The following is a 25,208-nucleotide window of genomic DNA, read 5'->3' on the forward strand; positions in this document are numbered from 1 at the left end:
CTCCGGTTGGTTAACTTCAACTAGCTACAAAGCAGATTTGATTCCAATTTGTGTAAAGATTATGTAAAGGTCAAAGGTTCAAGGTAAGTAATTGAATTTTAAAATATTAAAAGTTATTGGTGGTGCTTTTTGAGTCACCTGTTAAGCACTCATTTTTTTAATTTTATAGCTAACACGGCATGATTTTGCCTACTTACCAAATTTGTATAAATACAACAGGAAATGTGCTGCCAGCATTGGAGGTGCTGCAATTGCCGCGATAGTAACTTTAAAACTAAGGGAAATACGAAGATTGAGGGCTAATTAGTTTGTACCTCTCTTGGTGCCACTACTACTAAAGTACCCCTTTGGTTAACCCTTTAGCCAATAGGCGTTTGGCACTCTTCTGAATTAGGATTGTTAACCAAAAGTTAATAACAAATACAAGGTCAATAGACATGAAGCGACGGAGCGTATCATTTTCGATGCTGATAATGAGTTTTTCTACGATGGCTCAGCATCCCGGACCTGAAATTATTGAAAAGCTAGTTATTACCGGAGTATCCCCACTTGGTGTGCAAAGTGTTGGGAGTATATATTCTGTCAATCAGGTACTAGACAGCTCTGATTTGGCGCCTCAATATGGTCCGTCTTTGGCTCGTTTACTCGATAGCCAGTTATTTAGTGTGTCGATCAATGATGTGACTAATAATCCATTTCAACCAGATGTACAATATCGTGGTTTTACCGCATCGCCTTTATTAGGTCTTCCTCAAGGATTATCAGTATATTTAAACGGTACACGCTTCAACGAACCATTTGGTGACACCGTGAATTGGGATTTGTTGCCAACATCGGCATTAGAGCAAGTTTCCCTAGTCGCTGGCGCGAATCCATTGTTTGGTCAAAACACCCTTGGTGGCGCATTGGTTTTGCGTTCTAAAAACGGTTTTAACTTTGAACAGAATAAAATAAGTCTGCAAGCAGGAGATTTTGGTCAGCAGGGGATTAATTTTGAATCCGGTGGTAACAATGAAGAGTGGGCTTACTATGTGAACGTCAACTCTTACCAAGAAGATGGCTGGCGAGATTATTCTGATAGCGAAATAAAACAGCTATTTTCAACAATTAGCTACCAAGGCGATAACCACTTTTCAGAGTTGACCCTAGCTGCGAGCGATAATAGGTTAATTGGTAATGGCGCTATTCCTGTTGAGTTAATTCCATTTGAAGGACGCGACGCAATCTTTACTCGGCCTGATCAAACTGAAACTGCGCTACGCTTTATTAGTTTGAAAAATCAATGGACGCTCTCTGAAGACACCAATTTAGTGGTAAACGCTTATTATCGGAAAAATGAAATTGTCACTTACAACGGTGACGATAGTGATTATGAAGAGTGTGATATTGGTTTTGGTGAAACCCTTTGTGTCGAAGATGAAGATGCCGAAATTGCAGAATTAGATGACGATTTAGAGGGCGATGATGAGGCGGAAGAAGATGACGAATTTGAAGCCGATGATGCTGTACACTTTGTGGATTATGCCGCGCTAACCCCCCTTGAAGATATCTCATCATTTGATGCCGACGACATAGATGGCACAGCCAATACAAGTTTAACGAAAAATCAATCTTCAGGTATCAGCGCAGAGCTAAGCGGCAAGGTCGAAGCCGCCAGCCTAGTGCATCATTGGACTGCAGGACTAGGGATTGATGTGGCTTCAATTGATTTCAGTAGTGATACTGAATTCGCCATACTAAATAACGATAGCGCCGAAGATAGTCGCGATGTGATGGGCATTGGAGTATATGACCTAGATTCTATGGTTAGATTAACAACTGATGTACGCCATCTGCATCTGTTTTTCAGTGATAACATCGTTTTAAACCAACAATGGTCGTTGCAACTATCGGGTCGCTACAATCGCTCAGATATTGACATGGTAGACGGTGTAGAGACTGGTCCAGGCTCGCTAAATGGAGAACATCAATTTAATCATTTCAATCCGTCGTTTGCTGTCCATTATCAGACTGGTGATCTATCGGTTTATAGTAGTTATAGTCAATCCTCTCGAACGCCTAGCCCTGCTGAGTTAAGTTGCGCTGATGAGGATGATCCGTGTAAATTACCCAATGGTTTTGTTGCCGATCCTCCGTTAGAGCAAGTGGTGACTAATACCATTGAATTGGGTGCTCAATGGCAATATCAGAATGGCCAACTTAGCGCTGCTATTTATAGCAGTGACAGTAAGGACGATATTATCTTCCAACAAGCCGGTGATCGTCCCTCAGTTGGCTACTTCGTGAATGTGGATAAAACCCGTCGCCAAGGTATCGAGTTGGGCTTAGCCCATAGTATCGACAAGTTGGATATAGACGCGCAATTTAGTTATCTACAGGCTACTTTTGAATCGTCATTTATGTCGTTTAGCCCGCAAAATCCTTTGGGGCCAAATCGACAAGTTAATCCGCGAGACAAAATTCCTGGTCAGCCAACCACTCAAGCAAGCATATCTTTTGATTACGCGGTTAGCGAAGCGTTCGCTCTTAACGCAGATATTAACTATTCTTCAAGCCAATATTTCCGCGGAGATGAAGCTAACGAGAACCGCCAACTATCTGGTTATACAATTGTAAACCTAGCCGCGAGTTATGGGTTTGAAAATGGTATTAATTTAGCTATCCGCCTAGAAAATGCCTTCGATGAGGAGTTTGAGACCTTTGGAACCTATGGTGAAGCTGACGAAGTATTAGGAGACCTATACCCTGATATAGAATCACCTGAATTTATTGGCCCTGGGCAGCCTCGAACATTACGTTTGTATGCCTCTTATGCCTTCTAGATTAGTGTAAAGTCCTCAATAATCTTCAGTTTAGGGGATACTTAACTGAACGAACTATGGAATCGAATTCACTTAATCGATTTGCGCACAAAAATCGGTTAAGTGAATGAGATTACGTGTGATATTATTCTTTGTTCGAGCCCCGCATCAGGGACAATTTTCACACACTCTAGTTTAAAGGTATTTAATCACTGTGCGTTGTTATTATTCCACCAGACCCTCTCTTATACTCATCCTTACCCTAAGTTTGCTCGGTTCATTTAAATCACAGGGTAACCCGCTCGAATCTGAAAATGTCTCATCTAAGGTTCAGCAATCTTCGCAACAGGAAACAAATAGACAGTTTGCTGGAAATCAACTTAATGATGCTGACGAGCACGACGAGCACGACGAGCACGACGAGCATGACGACGAGGTTGAAACTATCACTGTTTCCTCTACGCGAGTTGGTCGCAACGTTACCGATGAACCTGTTCGAATAGAAGTGATTAACCAAGAAGAGCTCGAAGAAAAAGCCATGATGCGCCCGGGTAATATTTCTATGCTAGTGGCCGAAACAGGGGGCGTAAGAGTTCAAACCACATCTCCGGCATTAGGCAGTGCTAATATTCGTTTGCAGGGGCTTTATGGTCGTTATACGCAGTTGCTAAATGATGGTTTAGCCCTTTATGGTGGGCAAGCTGCTTCTATTGGTTTGTTACAAATTCCGCCAACTGATTTAGCCCGTGTTGAAATCATCAAAGGCTCAGCTTCTTCGCTTTATGGTGGTTCAGCAATGGGCGGCGTGATCAATCTCGTCTCTCGCAGACCTTCAGATGAAGCCGAAGGAGAAGTGTTATTTAATTTTACTTCCCGAGATGGACAAGACGTCACCACTTATTTAGCTACTCCGGTAAATGATTCTTTAGGCGTATCATTGACCGCTGGTGGCCATCATCAAAGCACACAAGATTTTGATGATGACGGTTGGATTGATATGGCTGGCTATGAACGCTATACCGCTCGACCTCGCTTATTTTGGGAAGGAGAAAATGGCGCGACTGTTTATGCTACCGCAGGCTACATGACTGAAAATCGTCTAGGTGGCACCCTCGAAGGTTATACCTTGCCCGATGGAAGTTTTTTCGAACAAACTCAAGACAGTGAGCGAATCGATAGTGGCATCATTGCTACCGGACCTTTAGGGGATGTCTTAACCTGGAATGTGCGCGGTTCTGCGATGCTGCAGAAACACGATAAACAATTTGGTGAAGACCTAGATGAAGATAGCCATGAGAGTTATTTATTGGAAAGTACTCTGTCTGGTTATACCGATAAATCGCAATGGGTAGTTGGCCTAGCCATGCAGTCAGATAGTTTTGAGTCAGAATATTATCCTGAGTTTGATTACACCTTTGATGTCCCAGGATTATTTGCCCAAGCTGATTATGAATTCAGCGAGCAGGTATCAACTTCATTAAGTATGCGTTTAGATGATCACAGCGAGTATGGCAGCCAGTTGAGCCCTCGAGTATCAGTGTTATACCGTCCGCAAGATTGGACCGTTAGAGCATCTTATGGCCGTGGCTATTTTGCACCAACGCCCTTTGTGGAAGAAATCGAAGCTGCTGGCCTATCACGCTTGGCACCGCTTCAAAACATTCAAGAAGAAACGGCGGTTACCTCTTCATTGGATATTGGGCGTCAATTTGATCAGTTAGAAGCAAACGTTACTTTTTTCGCATCAAATGTTGAGCATGTCACAGAATTAGAAGCTTATGCATCTGAAATCGATGGTCCCCTAGACCGCGTGCGTTTAGTAAATGCGCAAGGTGAATCAAGGATTTACGGTTCAGAATTAATGCTGCGTTATAAATGGCAGGATTTTAAAGTCACCGCCAGCTATCTCTTTTTAGATGCCACCGAGGTTGATCAAACAACTAAGCAGCGTCAACGTATCAAGCTCACTCCTAAACATTCTGCGGGTTTGGTAGCAATGTGGGAACAGCACGGGAAAGGCCGGATTGGTTTTGAAGCCTATTACACTGGAAAACAGCGATTAAGCGGTAATCCCTATCGTTCTGAAAGTAAACCTTATTGGCATCTTGGTTTGTTGGGCGAAATAACCTTAGGTCAATTTAGTTGGTTTGTGAATGCGGAAAACCTTCTGGGTATCCGCCAGACCAAAGAAGATCCATTGGTATTACTAATCAGAGCGCCTGATGGTCAATGGACTACCGATATATGGTCGCGTAATGACGGTTTCATTGTGAATGCCGGCCTAAGAATGCGTTTTTAATATATGCATTCATATTGCTAATTGTTTTGGCAATTACTTAGTGCTGAGTAGAAATCTGAGGTGCCAAATAGGGATGCTAAATTTAATTAGCATCCTGTGGTAACAGAACCCGCCCGCGCAGTGTTGTCTGTTCTATCAAAAATATGATAGGCGAAGCAATCGTCTGCGACACTCTTCGATTTTGGATAGATGATACTTGCCACACCGGGAGAAAAAGATAAATCTAAAGTCGCTGGGGCTGAACTAGTGTTGAAATACATAAAACAAAAATCCCCACTGTACTCGCAGATTTCAGTATGTTCATTGTAACCTTGGTCAAGTATATCAATGTCCATGAAATTGGTTAGCGCAGTACCAGAGTATATCCATGGAGTACCATAGACGGTAGCGATAAATACACCGTTCACAGTTACACCTGTTTCACCATCTTCAGGATCAGAATCTCTATCTTTGTTGTGTTGCTGCTTAATCACCGACTTTGCGTAGACTAAATCATTGGCTGATTGCAGTTGTCCACCAATATTCTTCAGCACAGATGCGTTTGCATCCGATGACAAATCAATGAATCGCGGGGCAGCCGTGACGGCCAAAATGCCGAGGATGACGATGACTATTATTAGTTCTATTAGGGTAAACCCTTTACTACGCTGCACTAGCATTCCTTCAAAAATCGATTTTCATAATCCTAATAGATTTCCGAAATAATTAAAAGTGACCGTAAAATAAAGCGTAGTGGAACGCAGGCATTGGGAATCAAATATTATACGGATGTATTCTATGTTATTGATAAATATATAAGTAATCATTTCACTTTGATCTTTTTTCAGCATAATATTATTTAACAGAAGATCGTTAATGAGTTAATTGGTTAAAAAGTTATTTACAAGGAGCATTGTTGTGCACAACAAAAATCATGGATTTACTCTTATTGAGCTAATAGTAGTCATCGTTATTCTTGGCATTTTAGCGGTTGTGGCTGCTCCTCGATTTATTGATCTGAGTACCGATGCTCGATTGGCCACATTAGATGGCTTGGAAGGAACATTGCGCTCAGCGTCTGATTTAGTCCACTTTAAAGCCACAATCGAGAAAAAAACCGATTGCGATACTGACCCTACTATTGAGTTGGGCAGTGAATCTATTACTTTGCGATGTGGTTATGCCTGCCCTCATCCTAGCGGGATTGCCAATGCTGTTGAAATTGATGACAGTTTTACTTGGGTCGGCGGAAATTGCAGCGGCCAGCTAGGTTCTATTGATGTGCAAATTAGCGATGCTCCTGACCCTAGTAACTGCAAGATTCGTTATGTGTCAGCACGATCGACTAGGGAGCCTACTTTCACGCAAACAATCACAGGTTGTTAATTTAAACAAACTCATACTTTGTTAGATACGACATTAAGCTGTGCTAGAAAAGCCCGACAAAATCGGGCTTTTTTGTGTCGGCGCAAGTGGCGCTTAGTGAAGTTTCAACTTGGGACCCACAATGTTCCTGACTTTGCGGAAAAACAAAATAAATATCCCTTTAAACCAGCCGTGAATAGCGAATAGGTGCATATTATAAAGGGAGACATAAACCAATTTGGCTAACCGCCCTTCTATAAACATACTGCTATTTGACAGTGCACCCATCAAATTTCCCACGGTGCTGTATTTGCTCAAATGCACCAATGAGCCATAGTCTTTGTATTGATATTTTTGTGCCGGTTTATGCTTAAATTCATTGATTATATTGGTTGCTGCAGTACTGGCCATTTGGTGAGCTGATTGCGCCCGTGGAGGCACCCAGCGGCCATCTTCTTGTTGGAACCCACAGCAATCACCAATGGCATATATATTTTCATCTAAGGTGCTTTTTAAATAAGGCGTGACCAAAATTTGATTCGCGCGATTGGTTTCAAAGATCCCCAGTTGAGTAATAAAATCAGGTGCTTTTACACCCGCTGACCAGACCATTAAATCGGCTTCAATCAACTCATTATCGCTTGTCATGAACCCCTCTTTTTGCGCCGAAATAACTTTTGTACCTTCTAAAACCTTAATCCCCAACTTGGTTAAAGCCTGGCGAGCTGAGTTGGTGATTTTTTCGGGTAATGCTGGAAGAATGCGCTCCCCAGCTTCAATAATAGTTACCGTTAATTTAGCGGCAGACATTTCCGGCATGCCATAGGCTCTGGCGAGATTGGCGACGTGGTGCAGTTGAGCGGCTAATTCCGTACCGGTAGCGCCACCACCTACTATTGCGACATGTAATGGTTTACTTTCTACACCTTTTTGGTTAATCCGCAGAAGTTGATTAAGCAAAGCTTTATGGAAGCTTTCTGCTTGCGCGAGTGAATCGAGGAAATAGCAGTGTTCGGCTACTCCTGGTGTACCAAAGTCATTGCAAACACTGCCAATAGCAAGAACTAGGGTGTCATACTGTAAAGTGCGTTTAGGTAAGATTAACTGCGCATTTTCATCATACAAAGGCGCAAGTTCTATTTGTTGATTTTGTTTGTCGATGTGGCACATATTGCCCAGTTGAAATTGATATTTGTTGGCAACTGCATGAATTCGATAGTTGATGCCATCTGAATTTTTATCAATAACACCTGCCGCGACTTCATGTAAAAGCGGTTTCCAGACATGATTCTGGCTTTTATCAACCAAAATGATTTCTGCTTTGTTTTTTTTCCCTAGCTTTTGACTAAGGCGTTTGACTATTTCAAGGCCGCCAGCGCCTCCTCCTACAACTATAATTTTCTTCATATATGTTCTCCAATCATTCCAGATAGGACATTTATGTTGTAAAAGGCTTATCTTGAAAGACTAGTTCGGGTTAAATAAATGCGGCAGTGAAACACTGCCGCAAAAATGATGATATTGAGCATTAACAATTCATTGTCACTGCTCTTATTTCTATGTCTACCATTTGTAATCTAGTGACATCATCAGGTTTCTAGGTCTACCAGGGAAATAACGATCTCCACCAAAACTGGTGTAATCCGCTCTTTCTGCATAACTGGTATCGGTTAAATTGTTGATTCTGGCAAATAACGTGAGCGCGTCAGTAACTTGCATTGAGGCTCTTAAATTTAATACATCATGGCCATCATAACGGTGAAGGTTCTCAGGATCAGTGTAATAGTTGCCCATGTGCTCCCATTCTAATTCGGCTCTGGCTGATGCATTAATATCCCACCCTAGGCGCGTATTAGCGATGGTTTTTGGCGCGGTATCAATGTAGTTGCCATTGATATCAATGTCACTGAGAATTTGGCTATAGGAGTAGGTATGTTTAGCGTAGCTTGCAGCTACCATCAAATCCCAGTTTTCGGCTAATTGATATTGTAACTCTAACTCAATTCCCCGGTGTCTTGATTCACCATCGTTCACATTGTAGTAGTCACTATCCCTAAAGATGAAGTTGTCTTTATTCATGTTATAGATGGATACTACATAACTCAGTCCATCAAATTGTCCTTTTACCCCAACTTCGGCATTTGTCACTGTTTCAGAGTCTAAATCGGCGACTTCTTGTTCCCGTTGCAGGCGATAGAGTTCTGTTGCTTGTGGTGCGCGATAGCCTCGGGATAAGTTGGCGTAAAATTGTGTGTGCTGAGAAAACTGATAACGGATACCGAGCTTTGGGGAAGTATTGCTATAGCTGTTTTCAGAAGAAGGTGGACGACTGTAGCGGCAACCACCGAAACTACATTCAGTACCATCGTCTTTTGTGCGGCCACTTAACATATTATTGGTGTAGTCGTAATTCATATTTTCGTAGCGTAAACCGAATGACACTAACCAATTATCTTGCTGCCAATCCACTGATATAAAAGGTGCATATAAGGTGGCTTCGACATCATAATCATAATGCATTCCAATGGGTACCGTTGCTGTTAAAAACGCAGAACCTTCGGTTTCAGCATCTTGATATTGGCGCATACTTCCATCGGTTTGTTCTGCATCTAAACCTAGGCTAACGGTGAGGTTGTCAGAAGCGCTGTGTTTCCACATTGACTGCACACCAAAGCCGTCTTGTTCATTTTCTTCCATCGGTGTGCCAGGTAAAAAATGCATTAAGAACGACATGTTTTGGTTACGCATATAAGGTGTTATGGAGAGCACATCTTGGTCGCTTAAATTCCAAAGTGCGTTTGACCATAATCTAAAAGACTTGGCTTTTCTAAAGGCTTCTGGGTTTTCGTTGGCCTGTGCTAAGTCTTCGTCTTTGTAACTTTCGAAACCAGTAATATAGCCGGCGGTTTCTTGGTCTAAATTGGTATAAGTGAGTCCAGTGGTGAGGGTCAAGTTATCTGCTTCAAAACGATGGCGTAGGTTAACTTTTTCTTGGTCGACACTTTCTTCATCTCGATATCCTGAATCGCGGGTGACACTGGCATTGATACCGATCCCCGAGTTACCGAAGTCTGCACCTTGTCGAAATTTGTATCGATTATATCCGTAAGAACCGTAATCTATACCGAATAACCCTGCATCTACTGTGGTGTCCGGTGTGATTACGTTTATGACTCCGTGTACGGCATTTGAACCGTAAAATGCAGAGCCCGGCCCTTTGATAACATCTATGCTTTGAGCCATTTCACTGTGGGCTTCAAAAAGCTCGTTGATATTACAAAATCCCGCGGCCCGCAAAGGTATGCCATCTTCTGCGGTGAGAATGCCACCACAAGCACCTGAACCAGCCATTACTTGCGAACGCAGGGCGGGTAGATATTCTTGGCCATTTCCTCGTTGCACCCCAGCGCCGGCAATGAAGCTAAGGGCTTCTTCGATATGAGTGGGAGCTAGCAACCCTAATGTTTGCTCGTCTACTGTACTTACTACATATGGCAAGTTGGAAGTGTTGGTTGCAACTCTAGTGGCTGTAGTTGTAATTCTTTCTATTCCATCGGGCGATTCCTGCGCGATCCCGGAGAATGGCAATAAACAGGCGACTAAACCTAAGTGTGAAAGTCGAATTGATTCACTTAAGCGAGTAAGTGGTGATACTTGCTGAAGGGTTTTAGTTAGAAAAATCATATGAATACAGCCTTCTTAAACATAATTTGGGAGCGCAGTTTGACACTTACGATGCCACAATTCTAGGGTGACATTAGTTACTGAATCATATGTTTATTTTGTGTTAATTAGTAGTTAACAAGCCTGCACTTTACGCACTGTTTTTCTAATACTTTCCAGCCCTAATCGAACTACTTCCATTGGCTACTACTTTAGAACTAGATCTTTAGTCGCTTTCTTTTTGAGGACTAAAGTGCAACACAAAGAGCCCAATCGACGAGTTTCTAATTTGCCGTTAGCAAACAATACTAAATCAACAAAAAAAGTGCGTCGGCAACGTATCGATGCATAGGGTTGGAGTAACCCGGGATAGATAGTTCATGTTGCTCAACCAATAATACTAACAATCAAACAGGGTACACATGAACATGAATAAATTTACATTTACTAAAGTTAGTTTGGCAGTTTTAGGCTTAGTTAGCGGCGCAGCTTCTGCAGCAATAACAATCTATGACGATCCAGAGGTGGCAAGTGTCACAGTTGATGCGTCTTTCAATACATTTTACGTGTCTAGCAGCACAGACAACGACATATCAGGAATAGATCGCGACCAGTCTAGAGTCAAAATGGGCTTTCTACCTAACTATGTGGGTATGAATTTTAGCAAAGAAATTGACGGCGTTAAGGTTGGTGGGCGCTCTTCTTTTTGGGTCACAATAAATGACAGTAATTCAGGCGTAACCTCAACAGGAATCGATGTCCGTCAGTTTTATGCCACTTTGGATTTTGATTGGGGGCAGGTATTAATAGGCAAAGATTTTACCTTATTTAACCGTTCTAATATTTTTCTAGACGAAATATTACAAGGTTACGGCAACGTTAACGACACCCTCGGTTTGATTGATGGACAAGGTGTTTCCTTTGGAAATATTGGTACAGGTTACACATATCCAATGCCAACGGCTCAAATTACGTATCGTTCACCTGAATTTGCCGGCGGTTTTAAATTAGCCATTGGTTTGATCGACCCTGCTAATACTTCTACTGACACAGGCCCTGGTCGATCGAGTGAAGAGAGCACGCCAAGAATTGAGGGAGAATTAACTTACACCAGCAAGTTTGAAGACGGAATGTTCAATGCCTTTGTCGGTTTTCTTTCGCAAAGCACTGAGAGCGACATTCAAGGTGACGTTGATTCCACAGGCTATTCTTATGGTGCAAAACTCAATATGGGTGGCTTCGCGCTAAACGCCTCTGGTTTTACTGGGGAAGCCATCGGTTTGTTGCTCGGTCCCACAGATAACGCATTAGGTTTACAAAACTTGTTATATGAAGACGGAAATGAAGTGGATAGCAGTGGCTATCTAGTGCAAGGCTCGTATAAAACTGGCGCTAATCGATTTGTCTTGTCGTATGGCAATACTGAAGTTGAAACTCAAACCCCTTGGGAAATGGATGGCGCTCAAGTCGCGTGGTTCCATAGTTATAACAGCGCAGTGACCTTTGTTGTCGAATACGACATGAATGAAATATCCATTGGTGATGCGAGCGAAGAGGTTAAGTCCATCGCCCTTGGAGCCATTGTGAACTTTTAACCAATAGCTTTCAATTTTTGCCCCTAGGTAGGGGCAAAAATTATTTTCCGGCAGCCGGTGCCGGTGTGACTGCCAACTCAATTCTGAGTTGAAGGTGCAAAGTCCGGCAAACTGGTAACGCTTTTACTAAATATGAACACCGGAGTTAACAAAATGATATATGCACAACCTGGACAAGAAAATTCACTCGTAACTTTTAAACAACAGTATGGCAACTACATTGGTGGCGAATGGGTCGCACCGGTCAAAGGACAATACTTTGATAACGTATCGCCTGTTAACAATGAGGTCTTTTGTTCAATTCCTCGTTCAACTGAGGAAGACATTAACTTAGCCCTAGATGCAGCACATAGAGCAAAAGATGCTTGGGGCAAAACGTCTGCAACTGACCGCTCTAATACGCTTTTGAAAATTGCTGACCGTATTGAGCAAAATCTTGAAATGCTGGCGGTTGCTGAAACTTGGGATAACGGTAAAGCTGTGCGTGAAACTTTAAACGCAGATATTCCGTTATGTGTCGACCACTTTCGCTATTTTGCAGGATGTTTGCGTGCTCAAGAAGGCAATATGAGTGAAATTGATGAGAACACCATCGCTTATCACTTCCATGAACCGCTAGGCGTTGTTGGCCAAATTATCCCTTGGAACTTCCCACTTCTGATGGCTGCTTGGAAATTGAGCCCAGCATTGGCGGCGGGTAACTGTGTGGTCATGAAACCAGCAGAACAAACTCCAGCGTCGATTCTGGTACTGATGGAACTGATTGGTGATTTATTGCCACCAGGGGTGCTAAATATTGTAAATGGTTTTGGTAAAGAAGCGGGTGAAGCTTTAGCAACCAGCAAACGTATTGCAAAAATTGCATTCACCGGTTCTACACCAATTGGTTCTCATATTCTTAAATGTGCGGCTGAAAACATCATACCTTCTACCGTTGAGTTAGGTGGTAAGTCTCCAAATATCTACTTTGAAGACGTAATGAATCATGAAGATGAATATCTAAGCAAATGTGTTGAAGGAACTGTGTTGGCATTCTTCAACCAAGGTGAAGTATGTACCTGTCCTTCTAGAGCATTGATTCAAGAATCCATTTACGATGATTTCATTTCACTGGTAGTTGCGCGTACGCAGCAAATTAAACGTGGCAACCCATTGGATACAGAAACCCAAGTGGGTGCGCAGGCTTCAGAACAGCAATATGACAAAATTCTAAGTTACCTAGATATTGGTAAAAAAGAGGGTGCTGAAGTACTTATCGGCGGTGGCCCTGCTATGATTGAAGGTTTCAGCAAAGGTTTTTATGTTGAACCTACTTTGCTAAAAGGTCGCAATGATATGCGCGTGTTCCAAGAAGAAATTTTTGGTCCAGTGGTCGGTGTGACTACCTTTAAAGACGAAGCAGAAGCTTTGGCAATTGCTAACCATTCTGAATTTGGTCTAGGCGCAGGTTTATGGACTCGTGACATGAACCGTTCATACAGAATGGGACGCGCAATTCAAGCGGGTCGAGTATGGACTAACTGCTACCACGCTTACCCTGCCCACGCTGCATTTGGTGGCTATAAAAAATCAGGCGTAGGCCGTGAAAATCATAAGATGGCGTTAGGTCATTATCAACAAACCAAGAACTTATTGGTTAGCTATGACATTAACCCATTGGGCTTTTTCTAAAAGCGTTGCCTTGAAAAAGGCGTAAGTGGGGGTTTCCGCACCCAGTGCGGAAACCTTTTTCGCTTAGCGAATAACAACTTAGGTTGATGATTAACACTCATCCCGTTTAAAACAACCGGAGTATATATGCGAGTTCCAACCGCTTTAGTTTTGTTCTTGGTGTTGTTGCTTAGTGCAACGGCTCAGGCTAGTAACACTATCCGTGTTGGGGTTTTAAAATATGGCACCCTTAATTGGGAAATGGATGTTTTAGAAAAATTACAATTAGCAAAACAATATAACCTTGAGGTTGAACGAATTCCGTTAGGTTCACCGCAAGCGCTGTTAGTTGCCTTACAAGGCGGTTCAATCGATGTCATTCTTAATGATTGGTTATGGGTGGCACGGCAAAAAGAAGCAAACCGCGACTTTTATTTTTACCCCTATTCCACCGCGGCTGGTGCGCTTGTTACTCATCCCCAATCAAATATTCATGAACTTGCTGATTTACGTGGTAAAACCATTGGCATTGCGGGGGGCAATACCAATAAAAATTGGGTGCTGTACCGAGCATTCTTAAAGCAGCAAGCCAATTTAGATCTCGCTCGCGATGTGACGGTAAAGTTCGCCGCCCCGCCTATGCTCAACGCGCTAATCGCGAAAGGCGATTTAGATGCGGTTATTAATTTCTGGCATTACGCTGCGCAATTGAACGCACAGGGGATGCCGTCTTTAGTGACCATGCCCGAAGTATTGAATGCCCTAAACGTTGAAGGTCAAGTGCCTGTTTTAGGTTGGGTATTCAAACAACAATGGGCGGATAAAAATAGTGAAACCATCAATCTTTTTTTGAGCATGTCCGCGCAAGCTCGCCAACTTATGAAACATGACGACGATATTTGGCGGCAAATCCCCACGTTTAGCAAAAAGTACTCCGCGCAAGTGCAACCCTTTTTAATGGATGGATATCGACAAGGTATTCCCGATACATTTGTGCAATCGCAAAAAGTACAAATAGACGCTCTATTTCAACTCATCAAGGCAAATGACAGTCAACATGCTTTGACGGGCAACTTGGGAGGGCTTCCAGATGATATCTTCTGGCGTCACACCAGTGTTAGATAAAGCTACAAAGCCAATTCAAGTTAAATCTAAGGGTTTCCAAGGAAATACGTTTATTCGTATTGCCTCGTTATTACTATTGTTGGGTCTTTGGCAATTAAGTGTATGGTTTTTTGCAGTACAAATGTTGCCGTCGCCAACAGCGGTCTTTAACGCGCTTATTGAACATATTGCATCAAATGAACTGCCCTATCATTTGGGAGTAACTCTACAACGAGTGATGTTCAGTTTCGTCATTGCTATGTTGCTGGGTTCGATTATTGGTCTGCTCATGGGCTATTTCAAAAAGGTTGATATTTGGCTGGATAGCCTACTCACTTTGGCCCTAAATATACCTGCACTGGTCACCATCATTTTGTGCTTTATGTGGTTCGGGCTAAATGAATTTTCTGCAGTGTTAGCAGTTATTTTGAACAAAGCGCCCAATGTTGCTGTCACTTTACGTGAGGGAGCAAAAGCCATCGATAAAAGTCTGATGGAGGTAGCGAAAGTCTATCAATTACCCTGGCAGCGAACGTTAACAAAAGTATATCTACCACAGCTCTATCCATATTTTTTAGCAGCAGCGAGAACGGGGCTAGCGTTAGTTTGGAAAATTGTATTAGTTGTGGAGTTGGTTGGCTGCAGTAACGGTGTTGGTTTTCAACTGGGTAACTTTTTTCAGTTTTTCGATATCACCAGTATTTTGGCATATACCTTTGCTTTTGCTGCAATTATTTACACCGTTGAAGGGCTGATTTTAAGACCCTGGGAACGCAAAGTAACGAGGTGGCGAAAATGTTAACTGTAGATATTCATAACAAAGTTTTTGAAGCTGATGTCAGCATAATTAAAAACCTGAATTTTTCGGTGGACGAAAACGAAATTGTAGCCTTAATTGGTCCATCGGGTGCGGGTAAAAGTACCTTGCTCAATCTTATTGCTGGTCTTGATGAGCAATTTGAAGGCACTATCACTAGTCCAAATTGTGCAATGCATAATATCGGTTTAATGTTTCAAGAGGCGCGATTGATGCCTTGGTTGACCGTATTGGAAAATGTCGTATTGGTTGCTGAAGGCCGAAAGGATAAACAAAGGGTTGAGCAAGATGCGTTGGAAATCCTTAAACTGGTTGGTATGGAAGGTCATGAGAATGCCTATCCGAAACAATTATCCGGTGGCATGACCAAGCGGGTCGCCTTAGCCAGAGCATTTATGTTTAACCCAGAGGTGTTACTCATGGATGAACCCTTTGCGTCTTTAGATGCACCTTCGGCAGAGCAGTTACGCCAGAAGTTGTTGATTCTTCAACAACAAATGCATTCAAGCATATTATATGTTACCCATGACTTAACTGAAGCTGTCGCTATTGCAGATAGAATCATATTTTTAAGTGAAAAACCGATGACAGTGATCGAAGAAAGAAAAGTGACGCTTCCTCGACCGCGATATTTACATGATCCTGAGGTAGGTGACATTTGCCAATTTTTTTACCGTCAATTTCCAGATTTACTTTGCACACATGAAAATAGTGCTAAATGTATGTGAAACATGATGGCTTTTGTTGTTAAGCAATTGTGAAAGAGATAGTATTCCTCCATACATCAGGAGGAAACATGGGCAATCAAAATCTGCATTTAAATGTGGTGGAAAAATCTATCCCAGGCGTGGCGATGGCTGGTTCGGAGCATACTGACCCTGTGCTTGCTGCCGAAGAAATTTATGCTGCGATTGCGCCTTGTCAGCCAACATGTGTAGTGTTTTATTGTGGGGTTAATTATCCTCAAGCAGAACTATCAAAAGAGTTGACTAAGTATTTTTCAGATACGGTGGTAATAGGTTGTACTTCTGCTGGTGAAATTACCCCGTTGGGCTATCGTAAACACAGCATTAGCGCATTTGCATTAAGTAGCAGTGAATTTGCTGTTGAGTCTATATTAATTGAAGATTTAGCCACCTTTAATGTAGCTGAATCTGATGTTTTAGTCGGTGGAATGATGGATAAATTGCGTGAAAAAGCAGTGTCTCCTCATCCCATTGAAAAGCAGTGTTTTGCTTTGTCGTTATTAGATGGTTTGTCTGTACGTGAAGAGTTGGTGATAAATGCACTAAGTTTGAGTCTGCAAGATATCCCCATCGTTGGTGGTTCTGCAGGCGATGACCAGAACTTCCTCAACACACAAGTTTATTACGATGGCCAATTTTACACTAATGCTGCGGTTATCATGTTAGTGAATACAATTTGTGAGTTCGAAGTGTTTAGCCAGCATCACTTATCACCAGAAGACGAAAAGCTAGTGGTAACACAGGTAGCACCTAATTCCCGTGTGGTGCATGAATTTAATGCCGAACCTGCGGCGCTTGAGTACTGTAGAATTAATGGTTTGAAGTTAGAGGATTTGAACTCTAAAACTTTTGCAATGTACCCACTGGCGGTACAATTTGGTGAACAATTGTATATTCGCAGTATTCAAAAAGTGAATGACGATCTGAGTTTAACTTTTTTCTGTGCCATCGACTCAGGCGTGGTGTTAACTAAAATGATTTCGCCCGGATTGTTGCCACATACATCGCTTATTTTTAATTTATTGAAAGAATCCGTGGGTGAGATGCAGTTGGTTATTGGATTTGATTGTATTCACCGACGAATAGAAATAGAACACCATGATATTGCCGAAGAAATGTCTGTAATGTATCGAAAGAACAATGTAATCGGCTTTAGTACCTATGGCGAACAAATTAACGGATTGCACCTGAATCATACCTTTACGGGTGTTGCTATTGGATATCCATATGACCCAAACCAACGTTCCCTTACCAGAAAGTAGTGAGCTAACTGTCAAAGTAGATCATGAGAGAACTGAACTAGAACAACTGCGCTATGAAAATCAAAAACTTAGCAAAATAAACAATGTTTTGATGCGTCGCGTTGAAATGGGGTGGGGAAATCACAGTGACGCATATCAATCCTTCGAAGATGCAGCGCTACTGGCTGATAAAGTAAAAGAACGAACTCAAAAACTGCAGCAAACCCTTCATCGACTTGAAGAGTCGAACCAAAAATTAGAACAAGCACGTTTGGATGCTGAACGTAACCGGCAGGCATCAGATCAGGCACGACAAAGACTCAATGATGCAATTGAAAGTATCTCTGAATCCTTTGCTTTATTTGATGATGAACGAAAAATGGTGATGGTAAATAGCCGTTGCAGCGAGTTCTGGCGCAAACACAATATTGATTTTGAAATTGGCAAAACAACCTTTCAGGAAATCACTGCCGCGTCTTTACCTTATGTTGATAAGCAGGCAAAAGCACAAAAGACGGTGGGAATGTATCCTGATCCTATCACCCATACTATTTTTAAACTCAAAGATGGTACCTGGATTCAAATGTCCGAAAGAAAGTCCTCTGAAGGGGACTTAGTTGTAGTTTATACCGACATTACTAACATTAAACAAAGTGATGAGCTGCGCTATGAAAAAGCCATGGCTGAACAAGCTCAGGTACTAAAGTCGACCTTAGAAAACATGTCTCAGGGAATTGCCTTAGTGAATGCAAATGGCAATATTGAAACGTGGAATCAACGGTTTTTACAATTAGCAGGTATTCGCAAAAACAAAGTTCATCGTGGTGATAACTATCTTGGACTACTGCGAGGTAGTGAGTTAGATGAGTCACTTACCGAGAACCAATTGTCAGGTATTCTAACTCAAAAGGATGATTTTGAGACTGAAAAAACCTTACAAAGCGGCAAGGTTATTCTTATCAAACGGCATTCAATAAGTGGCGGTGGATATCTGAATAGTTACACTGATATAACCGAACGCAGCCTAAACCAACAGGCTCTGCAAGAAAGTGAGCAGCGTATTCGATTAATAACCGATGCGATGCCTGCGTTGATTTCATATGTAAACAAAGATATGTGTTATGAATTCGTCAACCGCGAATTCGAAAAATGGTTCCAGCGGTCTCGCTCAGAAATCATTAGCCACCATTTGAATGATGTACTAGGTGAAGAAGAATTCAACAAACTTTATCTGTACATTGAAAGGGCGATGCAAGGGCAATCAGTCAACTTTGAGGTTGAGCACAGGCACGATGGTGGTAATCCGCGTATCTCCAACAAGACTTTCATTCCTCACTTTGACCAAGATCGTAATGTCATTGGATTTTTCACGTTAGAACAAGACGTAACTGAGCAGCGCAGAACGGCCAAAGCGTTACGCCATGCCTATGACTACATGGAGCAGCGAGTTAATCAACGCACCCAAAAAATATCTGAAATTAATCTGCAGTTGCGCCAGGAAATAGAAGATCGCCAATTGGCCGAAAAAAGTTTAATTGATGCGAAAAGCGAGGCAGACCGCGCCAATGAATCTAAAAGTAAGTTCCTAGCGGCGACTAGCCATGATTTATTGCAGCCGATGAATTCTTCGCGGCTATTTGTCGCTGCGCTGAATGAACTTAGTTTGAGTGCCGATGCTGAAAAACTGTTGAGTTCGTTAAGTTACTCATTGGAAAACCTCGAATCACTAATCAGTGCTTTAGTGGATATTTCAAAACTTGAAGCTGGCTTGATCGAACCCGTATTAGAAGACTTTTCGATTAATGACTTATTGAATAATTTGGCCAGTGAATTTGGTCCGCAAACCGAAGCGAAAAATTTACGTTTTCGATTTAGCGGCTCTACCCGAGTGGTGCATTCTGATGCTTATTTATTGGCTCGTATTTTACGTAACTTACTCAGTAATGCCGTGCGTTACACCAATGAAGGCTCAATACTCTTAGGGGTTCGCAGACGCAAATCGGCACTGGAAATTCAAGTCTGTGATACTGGTATCGGCATTCCAGATGATAAGTTAGTGGAGATATTCCACGAATTTAACCGTATTGATGCGAAAAAGCGACGTCACGATCAGGGGTTGGGTTTAGGTCTGGCTATCGTTGAAAAGCTGGCCAGTGTTATGAATCATCGTATCTCTGTAACTTCGGTAGAAGGCCAAGGTTCTAAGTTTAGTATCTTCATTCCTTATGGCACAAAAAGCAGCCAAGAATTGTCCTTGAACCAAGCAACGGCTCAAGATAGATTCAATAGTCACCTTGAAGATGCGAATATTCTAATCATTGATAATGATATTGAAATTTGTTCCGGGATGGAGACTTTATTGCAAGGCTGGGGATGTCAGGTAACCAGTGTTCAAACTCTAGAACAACTGCAAGACCGCAACTGGTTAAGGTCATTGGCGCCACAATTGATAGTTGCCGATTTCCATCTTGATAACGGAGAAACCGGTTTTGATGCACTGAAAATTACCGAAAGTGTGTTAGGAAAGTCAGTGCCTGTGATTATGATTACGGCCAACTATACCAATGAGCTTCGCCAACAAGTGCGAGAAAAAGGTTATTCTTTACTCAATAAACCGGTGAAGCCCCATAAGATGAAGCTGGCAATTTCTAACTTACTATCTAACAACTAATCCCAATTGGCCTTATTCAGCGCTGACTGATTAAGAGCAGTTGGGATAACCGATTAAACTAAATCTTTAGCGAATTAAGTATTGGTTAAAATCAATATTAGCCGCACACAAAGCTGCTTGAATTCGATTGTGTACATTTAATTTATTTAATATCGCAGAGACATGGGCTTTAACAGTGGTTTCTGCAATATTGAGTTCGTAAGCGATTTGCTTATTCGATTTGCCTTTGGTGATACACTCGAAAACCAGTAACTGTCTTCTTGTTAGCGCACCAATTAATTTCGGGTCTATTTGTTGTGCGGCCAAATCTTTTTTCGGTTCACTAACGGAACCCTTACGAATAATATCCGGTGGCAAATAGACTTGCCCAGAAAGCACTTGCTGAATGGCCGCGACAATTTGCTCACAACTCGAAGATTTAGTTATGAAACCAACGGCGCCATAAGTAAATGATTGAAGAACAACACTCTTATCTTCTTCTGCTGAAACGATCACAATCGGCACTTCAGGATATAAATTGCGAAATCGGACTATCCCATTCAAACCATCCATACCGGGCATGTTGAGATCAAGTAAAACTAGGTCGATATTCGGATTCTCTTCTGCTTGAGCAAGAGCTTCTTCCAAATCAGTACAAGTGATCGTTTGCGTGTCAGGGATATTTCGCTCTACAAAATCGGTAATTGCATAGCGGAACAATGGATGATCATCAGCTACTAATATTTCTATCATAATGAACAACCTAATTTGAGTTTAACAATTATTTTACAAGATTTGGGCGTGTACTGTCGAGTCATATCTTGGTTCTCACTTTTTGCATACTACGTTTGGGGTCGTAGCCCCAGATGGCTAAGGCGCTTAGTATTACCGTTGTTACCAAGGTTATTATCATGGCATTAAAATTCGCTGATTCATATAAGGCGAATCGAATAAGTTCTACTCCATGAGTAAAGGGGTTGTATTGAGATATCCAATATAACACTTCGTTTGACTCGCGCATTTTCCAAAGTGGGTAAAGAGCTGAGGATAAGAAAAACATCGGAAATACGACAAAATTCATTACTCCTGCAAAGTTCTCAAGCTGTTTAATTCGAGAGGACAAAAACAATCCTAGCGCTCCTAACATCAGGGCCGTGAGCAGCAGTGCAGGAAAGGCCAGCAAGTAACCCATTAGTGTCATTTTAATCCCCAACAGCCATGCTATCGCAAAAAATACATATACTTGAATAATGGAGATACTGGCACCCGCAAGCAGTTTTGCAATGAGTAAAAATGGCCTAGGCATAGGGCTGGTGAGCAGTACTTTCATACTGCCCATCTCGCGGTCATAAACCATAGATAACGAACTTTGTAAGCCGTTAAATAGCAATATAATGCCTGCCAGTCCCGGCACTATATAGACGTCATAGGTTATGTAGGTTTGATAAGGGGGGATGATCGCAATCCCTAAGGCTGCACGAAATCCGGCGGCAAATACCACTAACCATAAAAGCGGTCTGACGATAGCGCTTACTAACCTAGCTTTTTGTTGTAGAAAGCGCAGCATCTCTCGTTTAATAATACCGTTAAAGCAATACCAGTATTGAATCATGAGGCTTCCTCTATAGTCATTTTCTGATACAAAGTTGCCACATCGCTGCAACCCTGGTCAGACAGTGCTTTTTGACAAGGAGCGTCTAGACATACCTTTCCTTGATGTAAAATAAACAGATGATCCTGTAAGGTGATTTCATCAATTTGATGGGTGGAAGACAAAACGGTAATTCCGTCTTTGGCACACAGTTGTCTGATATGTTGATTGATACTTTGTCTGGTTTCTACGTCCAAACCCACGCTTGCTTCATCGAGTAATAGCAATGTCGGTTGGTGCAGCAGAGCCCTGGCTATTTCTACACGGCGACGATGACCGCCGTTGAGATTTCTGACTTTTTCATGTTGTCTATCTTGTAAATTAAAACGACTTAATTCTGCTTGCATGCGTTGGCTGGCGATACTGCGTTTTATGCCATGCAAACTGGCGTGATACAGCAGATTTTGGGCAATGCTCAAATCTAAATCTAAGGTACTTTGCTGAAACACTATGCCCATAGATTGCATCGCACTGCGCGGCGACTTTTGTATATTTTCACCTTGCACTCTTATCTCACCATGTTCGGTATTCAATAACCGACAAATAAGTGAAAATAATGTGCTTTTACCCGCGCCATTAGGGCCCAGCAAAGCGTAAAACTTGCCCGCTTCGAGAGACAAATTGACCTGTTCTAGTACTTTCTTCTGCTGATAACGATAATTCAGATCTGTTATCTCTAGTACTCTTGATTCGGTGTGAGTGATTGCTTGATTTTGCTTCACGGTTTCACCGCTATACCCCAAGGATAACGACCGACTCTAATGGTCTTTATCACTTCTAGATCCTCGACATCAATGATGGATACATCACCACTTACCCCATTGGTCGTTAAAAGTAACGATTGGTCTTTTGCAAAGGCCAGTTGCCACACTCGTCGTCCTACTAATAAGTAATCAAGCACCTCAAAGGTTTTTGCATCAACCACTGCAACGTGGTTTGAGGGTCCTAAAGCCACAAAAGCATATTTGCCATCATCGGTTAGTTTTATTCCGACCGGTTGCACCCGATCTTTGTGTACCCCTTTCACATTAAAGCGAATGGTATGTAGTATTTTTCGCGTATCAACATCAACAATTGTGACTGTGCCACCGATTTCCGATGATGACCACAATTGTTTCCCATCTAAACTAAATTCCACATGACGGGGGCGCTGATCAACCAAGGTGTTATCGACCAATTGAAAATTGCTGGTATCAATCCAATGCAACATATTGGTAGTTTCAGTGGTATTTATTGCCCACTTTCCATCTGGGCTAATCGCCATGCCCTCAGGCTCTACACCGACATCGATTTGGGCGAGGACGGTGCGGGTTTGTGTATCGACTACCGTAACCACAGCGTCGTCCTCATTGGCGATGTATAGATGACGATCATTTTTGTGCAACGCAAATTGTTCGGGATCTTCACCAGATGGTAGGTTGTGAATAATTCTATTGGTCGCCACATCCATTACTTGCACCGCATCAGATTCACTAGCGCAAATATACAAGTAAGCAAAATCTTTACTAAAAATGATGCCCCTAGGGCGCATTCCCACATCAATGGTATCGATCACTTCTAAACTATCTAGGTCAATGATTGAGATGGTGTCATCTTTCTCGTTAGACACATAGGCGGTTTCTGCGTAGGCCAAATTTAAATTTGCGAGTAAGAATGAGATTAACAACAGGTTTTTCATGATTTATACCTTGTCCATATTGCATTTAACTTCAGGTTTGTCGTATCCGAGCGTATCGAGATCAGTCGAAGGATGCAGAAAACCTTGTTGTGGTGATTGACTAACTAACGCATTGGGCTGAACTAACGGAATGGGTTGGCGCAGTTGGCCGTTATAGTCCCGAAAAGTTAGCTTTCTACCTTTAAATGCGGCCAACTCAAATTTATCGCTTAGCAAATACTGATATAACACTTGTACATCATTTGATTTGGTTCGAGTAACTGCTTCAGCTATCGCCCTTACTGCTAACCAAGCGGCATAATCTTCGTTTTGCATATCTCTAGCAGTGAACTGATTAAATCGGTTTTGCAACTGCACCGCTCCCCACTGTTCAATACTATGATGCCAAGCGACCGGAGTGAGGCCATGAGTACCTGCTACCGGCCGGGGGAGCCAAGTGTTATATGGCAGATAAAAACCGTATTGGTTGTGCGCATCGGTGACAATAACCACATCGTAATCTTTCGACTGGGTGAGCGCTGGGACTTCTTGTTGTGCAACTCGTCTTAAGTCAGTAGTGAACGTCCATTTACGTTGACCAATGATTTTACTTCCAAAGCGTTTCGCTGAACGTTGATAGGAGGCCGCAATAGTCTGATCTTGCTGATCAGATGAACTCACGATTAACCACTTTTGCCAGCGTTTAAACACCATGAATTGGGCCAGTGCATCACTTAGCATAGCTTGACTTGGAATGGTGTGCAATAACCCGCTTTGACATTGATTAGTGCGCCAAGTATCACTTTTATTGCCAGCATTTATGACTAAGCGGCGGGCTGAATTATGGCTTAATAAATTGGCCAAAAGCGCGTCGCTACCTACCGCTATTATTGGTCCTTGGTGATGTTGTTCCCATTTGGAAACTTGTTGCTGTAATGCACTAATGTTGGCATCTTGAAAGACTGTTAGTGCGAAATGCTGTTGTAAAAATCGACCAGTCGTATTGCTATCATTAATACCTAGTTGCGCGCCTGAGACGGCCAGATTGTCTGCCCGTAACTTACTCGCAAGGACGCTATTAGGCTTGGCTGGTTGCTCTACTACAATCGCGATTGGAATCGTTAAGTTTGCTGCACTTTGTTGTGCTTTAACCTTGGTAACCGAGCCTACACACAGCAAAGTCAGTAAACTTAAGCAGATTGTTTGATAATCAATTCGTCGCCATTGTCGCAAACCCAATAAAGTACTTGGCATTTTTGGTTGGGCATCATCGTCCGTACTGTTCAGCATAAACATGAGCGCGATTCCTTCTTTATCACTAAGTCTGACTCATACTAATGGAAGATTTAGGCTTTATGTATGAGCAAAAAGGATGAAAGGTTTACTACCTAAGTACAATTGGAAGCTTTTTTTGAATCACCTAACGTTACCCTATTGGCTGGGATGAGATGCTCAAACGACAAACAACACGACTAAAGTTGTCTGCTTCTAGAGACCAGCTAAGACTTTTAGATGACTTTAAGACAACTTTTGGAGAACGATAATGAATAAATTAGCTACAGCTGTATGTGCAAGTTCGCTGGCGATGATGTCTGTGTTTACTTATCAAGTGTACGCCCATGGTGATGTTACGCCGCAAGCAGTTGATGTAAGTAGTTTGCCTGAATTAGGTGAGGAGTGGCGTGAGACAAATCCATTTACTGGTAATGAGCAAGCAATAAAAGTAGGTGACTCCGCCTACAACCAGAACTGCGCTCGTTGTCATGGCCTTGCGGTGATCTCTGGTGGAATAACCCCGGATTTACGTAAACTGAATGATCCTAATGAATTTTTTAGCAGTGAAGAAGCGGATGCTTGGTTCATGAGCCGTATTCGTCATGGCGCAGTAGTGGATGGCCGAGTTTATATGCCTCCGTTTGAAGGTATTTTAAGCCAAGAAGCAATGTGGGCAATTAAAGCATACATTGAAACTCGTGACGTGCCAGAGTAA

At 42.3% G+C, this 25,208-nt stretch carries 19 protein-coding genes; 11 read left to right on the top strand and 8 right to left on the bottom strand.

Translation table 11 applies throughout. The features are described from left to right. Positions 1-437 precede the first annotated feature (437 nt). Both KO530_RS12070 and KO530_RS12075 read left to right on the top strand, forming a co-directional pair. Complete coding sequence (locus KO530_RS12070) at positions 438-2,822, top strand: TonB-dependent receptor (protein ID WP_252729206.1); 2,385 nt, start codon at positions 438-440, stop codon at positions 2,820-2,822. A 193-nt stretch (positions 2,823-3,015) separates the two neighbouring features. Continuing rightward, positions 3,016-5,100: a TonB-dependent receptor plug domain-containing protein gene (locus KO530_RS12075; protein ID WP_354667874.1), complete on the top strand. Its 2,085-nt coding sequence runs from the start codon at positions 3,016-3,018 to the stop codon at positions 5,098-5,100. An 86-nt stretch (positions 5,101-5,186) separates the two neighbouring features. On the opposite strand, the gene KO530_RS22120 is transcribed toward KO530_RS12075, so the two are convergent. Next, positions 5,187-5,753, bottom strand: coding sequence for a prepilin-type N-terminal cleavage/methylation domain-containing protein (locus tag KO530_RS22120; protein ID WP_436792302.1), 567 nt, complete (start codon positions 5,751-5,753; stop codon positions 5,187-5,189). Positions 5,754-5,997: 244 nt separating this feature from the next. Here KO530_RS22120 and KO530_RS22125 point away from each other — a divergent pair, with 244 nt between their 5' ends. After that, positions 5,998-6,465: a pilus assembly FimT family protein gene (locus KO530_RS22125; RefSeq protein ID WP_216048692.1), complete on the top strand. Its 468-nt coding sequence runs from the start codon at positions 5,998-6,000 to the stop codon at positions 6,463-6,465. Between the two features lie 93 nt (positions 6,466-6,558). Here the strand turns inward: KO530_RS22125 and KO530_RS12090 are convergent, their stop codons facing one another. Together KO530_RS12090 and KO530_RS12095 are read right to left on the bottom strand one after the other, a co-directional pair. Then, positions 6,559-7,851, bottom strand: coding sequence for an NAD(P)/FAD-dependent oxidoreductase (locus tag KO530_RS12090; protein ID WP_216048693.1), 1,293 nt, complete (start codon positions 7,849-7,851; stop codon positions 6,559-6,561). A gap of 156 nt (positions 7,852-8,007) precedes the next feature. Beyond that, the gene (locus KO530_RS12095) at positions 8,008-10,128 is read right to left on the bottom strand and encodes a TonB-dependent receptor (protein WP_216048694.1); all 2,121 of its coding nucleotides are present in this window, start codon (positions 10,126-10,128) and stop codon (positions 8,008-8,010) included. A gap of 407 nt (positions 10,129-10,535) precedes the next feature. Between KO530_RS12095 and KO530_RS12100 the strand changes: the two genes are divergently transcribed. The 7 genes from KO530_RS12100 (at position 10,536) to KO530_RS12130 (ending at position 19,931) form a co-directional block, all read left to right on the top strand. Next, on the top strand, positions 10,536-11,702 hold the full coding sequence (locus KO530_RS12100; RefSeq protein WP_252729208.1) for a porin: 1,167 nt from the start codon (positions 10,536-10,538) through the stop codon (positions 11,700-11,702). A 153-nt stretch (positions 11,703-11,855) separates the two neighbouring features. Further along, positions 11,856-13,373, top strand: a complete 1,518-nt coding sequence (exaC, locus tag KO530_RS12105; protein WP_216048696.1) for an acetaldehyde dehydrogenase ExaC — start codon at positions 11,856-11,858, stop codon at positions 13,371-13,373. Positions 13,374-13,499: 126 nt separating this feature from the next. Then, complete coding sequence (locus KO530_RS12110) at positions 13,500-14,477, top strand: ABC transporter substrate-binding protein (protein WP_216048697.1); 978 nt, start codon at positions 13,500-13,502, stop codon at positions 14,475-14,477. Continuing rightward, positions 14,443-15,258, top strand: coding sequence for an ABC transporter permease (locus KO530_RS12115; RefSeq protein ID WP_252729210.1), 816 nt, complete (start codon positions 14,443-14,445; stop codon positions 15,256-15,258). The genes KO530_RS12110 and KO530_RS12115 overlap by 35 nt, the downstream gene beginning before the upstream one ends. After that, positions 15,252-16,001, top strand: coding sequence for an ABC transporter ATP-binding protein (locus KO530_RS12120; protein ID WP_216048698.1), 750 nt, complete (start codon positions 15,252-15,254; stop codon positions 15,999-16,001). Before KO530_RS12115 ends, KO530_RS12120 begins: the two co-directional genes overlap by 7 nt. A gap of 68 nt (positions 16,002-16,069) precedes the next feature. After that, a complete protein-coding gene (nosP, locus tag KO530_RS12125) occupies positions 16,070-17,281 on the top strand; it encodes a nitric oxide-sensing protein NosP (RefSeq protein WP_216048699.1) in 1,212 nt (403 codons plus the stop codon). Further along, on the top strand, positions 17,247-19,931 hold the full coding sequence (locus KO530_RS12130) for a NahK/ErcS family hybrid sensor histidine kinase/response regulator (RefSeq protein WP_216048700.1): 2,685 nt from the start codon (positions 17,247-17,249) through the stop codon (positions 19,929-19,931). The genes nosP and KO530_RS12130 overlap by 35 nt, the downstream gene beginning before the upstream one ends. Positions 19,932-19,997: 66 nt before the next feature. Here the strand turns inward: KO530_RS12130 and KO530_RS12135 are convergent, their stop codons facing one another. The 5 genes from KO530_RS12135 to KO530_RS12155 form a co-directional block, all read right to left on the bottom strand. Beyond that, positions 19,998-20,663, bottom strand: coding sequence for a response regulator (locus KO530_RS12135; RefSeq protein ID WP_216048701.1), 666 nt, complete (start codon positions 20,661-20,663; stop codon positions 19,998-20,000). Positions 20,664-20,724: 61 nt separating this feature from the next. Next, positions 20,725-21,522 (bottom strand): ABC transporter permease, encoded by a 798-nt coding sequence (locus tag KO530_RS12140; RefSeq protein ID WP_216048702.1) that lies wholly within the window; start codon positions 21,520-21,522, stop codon positions 20,725-20,727. Beyond that, positions 21,519-22,283, bottom strand: a complete 765-nt coding sequence (locus tag KO530_RS12145) for an ATP-binding cassette domain-containing protein (protein WP_354667875.1) — start codon at positions 22,281-22,283, stop codon at positions 21,519-21,521. The genes KO530_RS12140 and KO530_RS12145 overlap by 4 nt, the downstream gene beginning before the upstream one ends. Continuing rightward, positions 22,280-23,239 carry a YVTN family beta-propeller repeat protein gene (locus KO530_RS12150; protein ID WP_216048703.1) on the bottom strand — a complete coding sequence of 320 codons (960 nt, stop codon included), beginning with the start codon at positions 23,237-23,239 and terminating at the stop codon, positions 22,280-22,282. The genes KO530_RS12145 and KO530_RS12150 overlap by 4 nt, the downstream gene beginning before the upstream one ends. Before the next feature lie 3 nt (positions 23,240-23,242). Beyond that, positions 23,243-24,514, bottom strand: a complete 1,272-nt coding sequence (locus KO530_RS12155) for an ABC transporter substrate-binding protein (RefSeq protein WP_216048704.1) — start codon at positions 24,512-24,514, stop codon at positions 23,243-23,245. A 247-nt stretch (positions 24,515-24,761) separates the two neighbouring features. Between KO530_RS12155 and pedF the strand changes: the two genes are divergently transcribed. Continuing rightward, entirely contained in the window at positions 24,762-25,208 is a 447-nt protein-coding gene (gene pedF / locus KO530_RS12160; RefSeq protein WP_216048705.1) for a cytochrome c-550 PedF, read from the top strand.

The organism is Aliiglaciecola lipolytica, assembly GCF_018860635.1.
Lineage (GTDB): Bacteria > Pseudomonadota > Gammaproteobacteria > Enterobacterales > Alteromonadaceae > Aliiglaciecola > Aliiglaciecola lipolytica_A.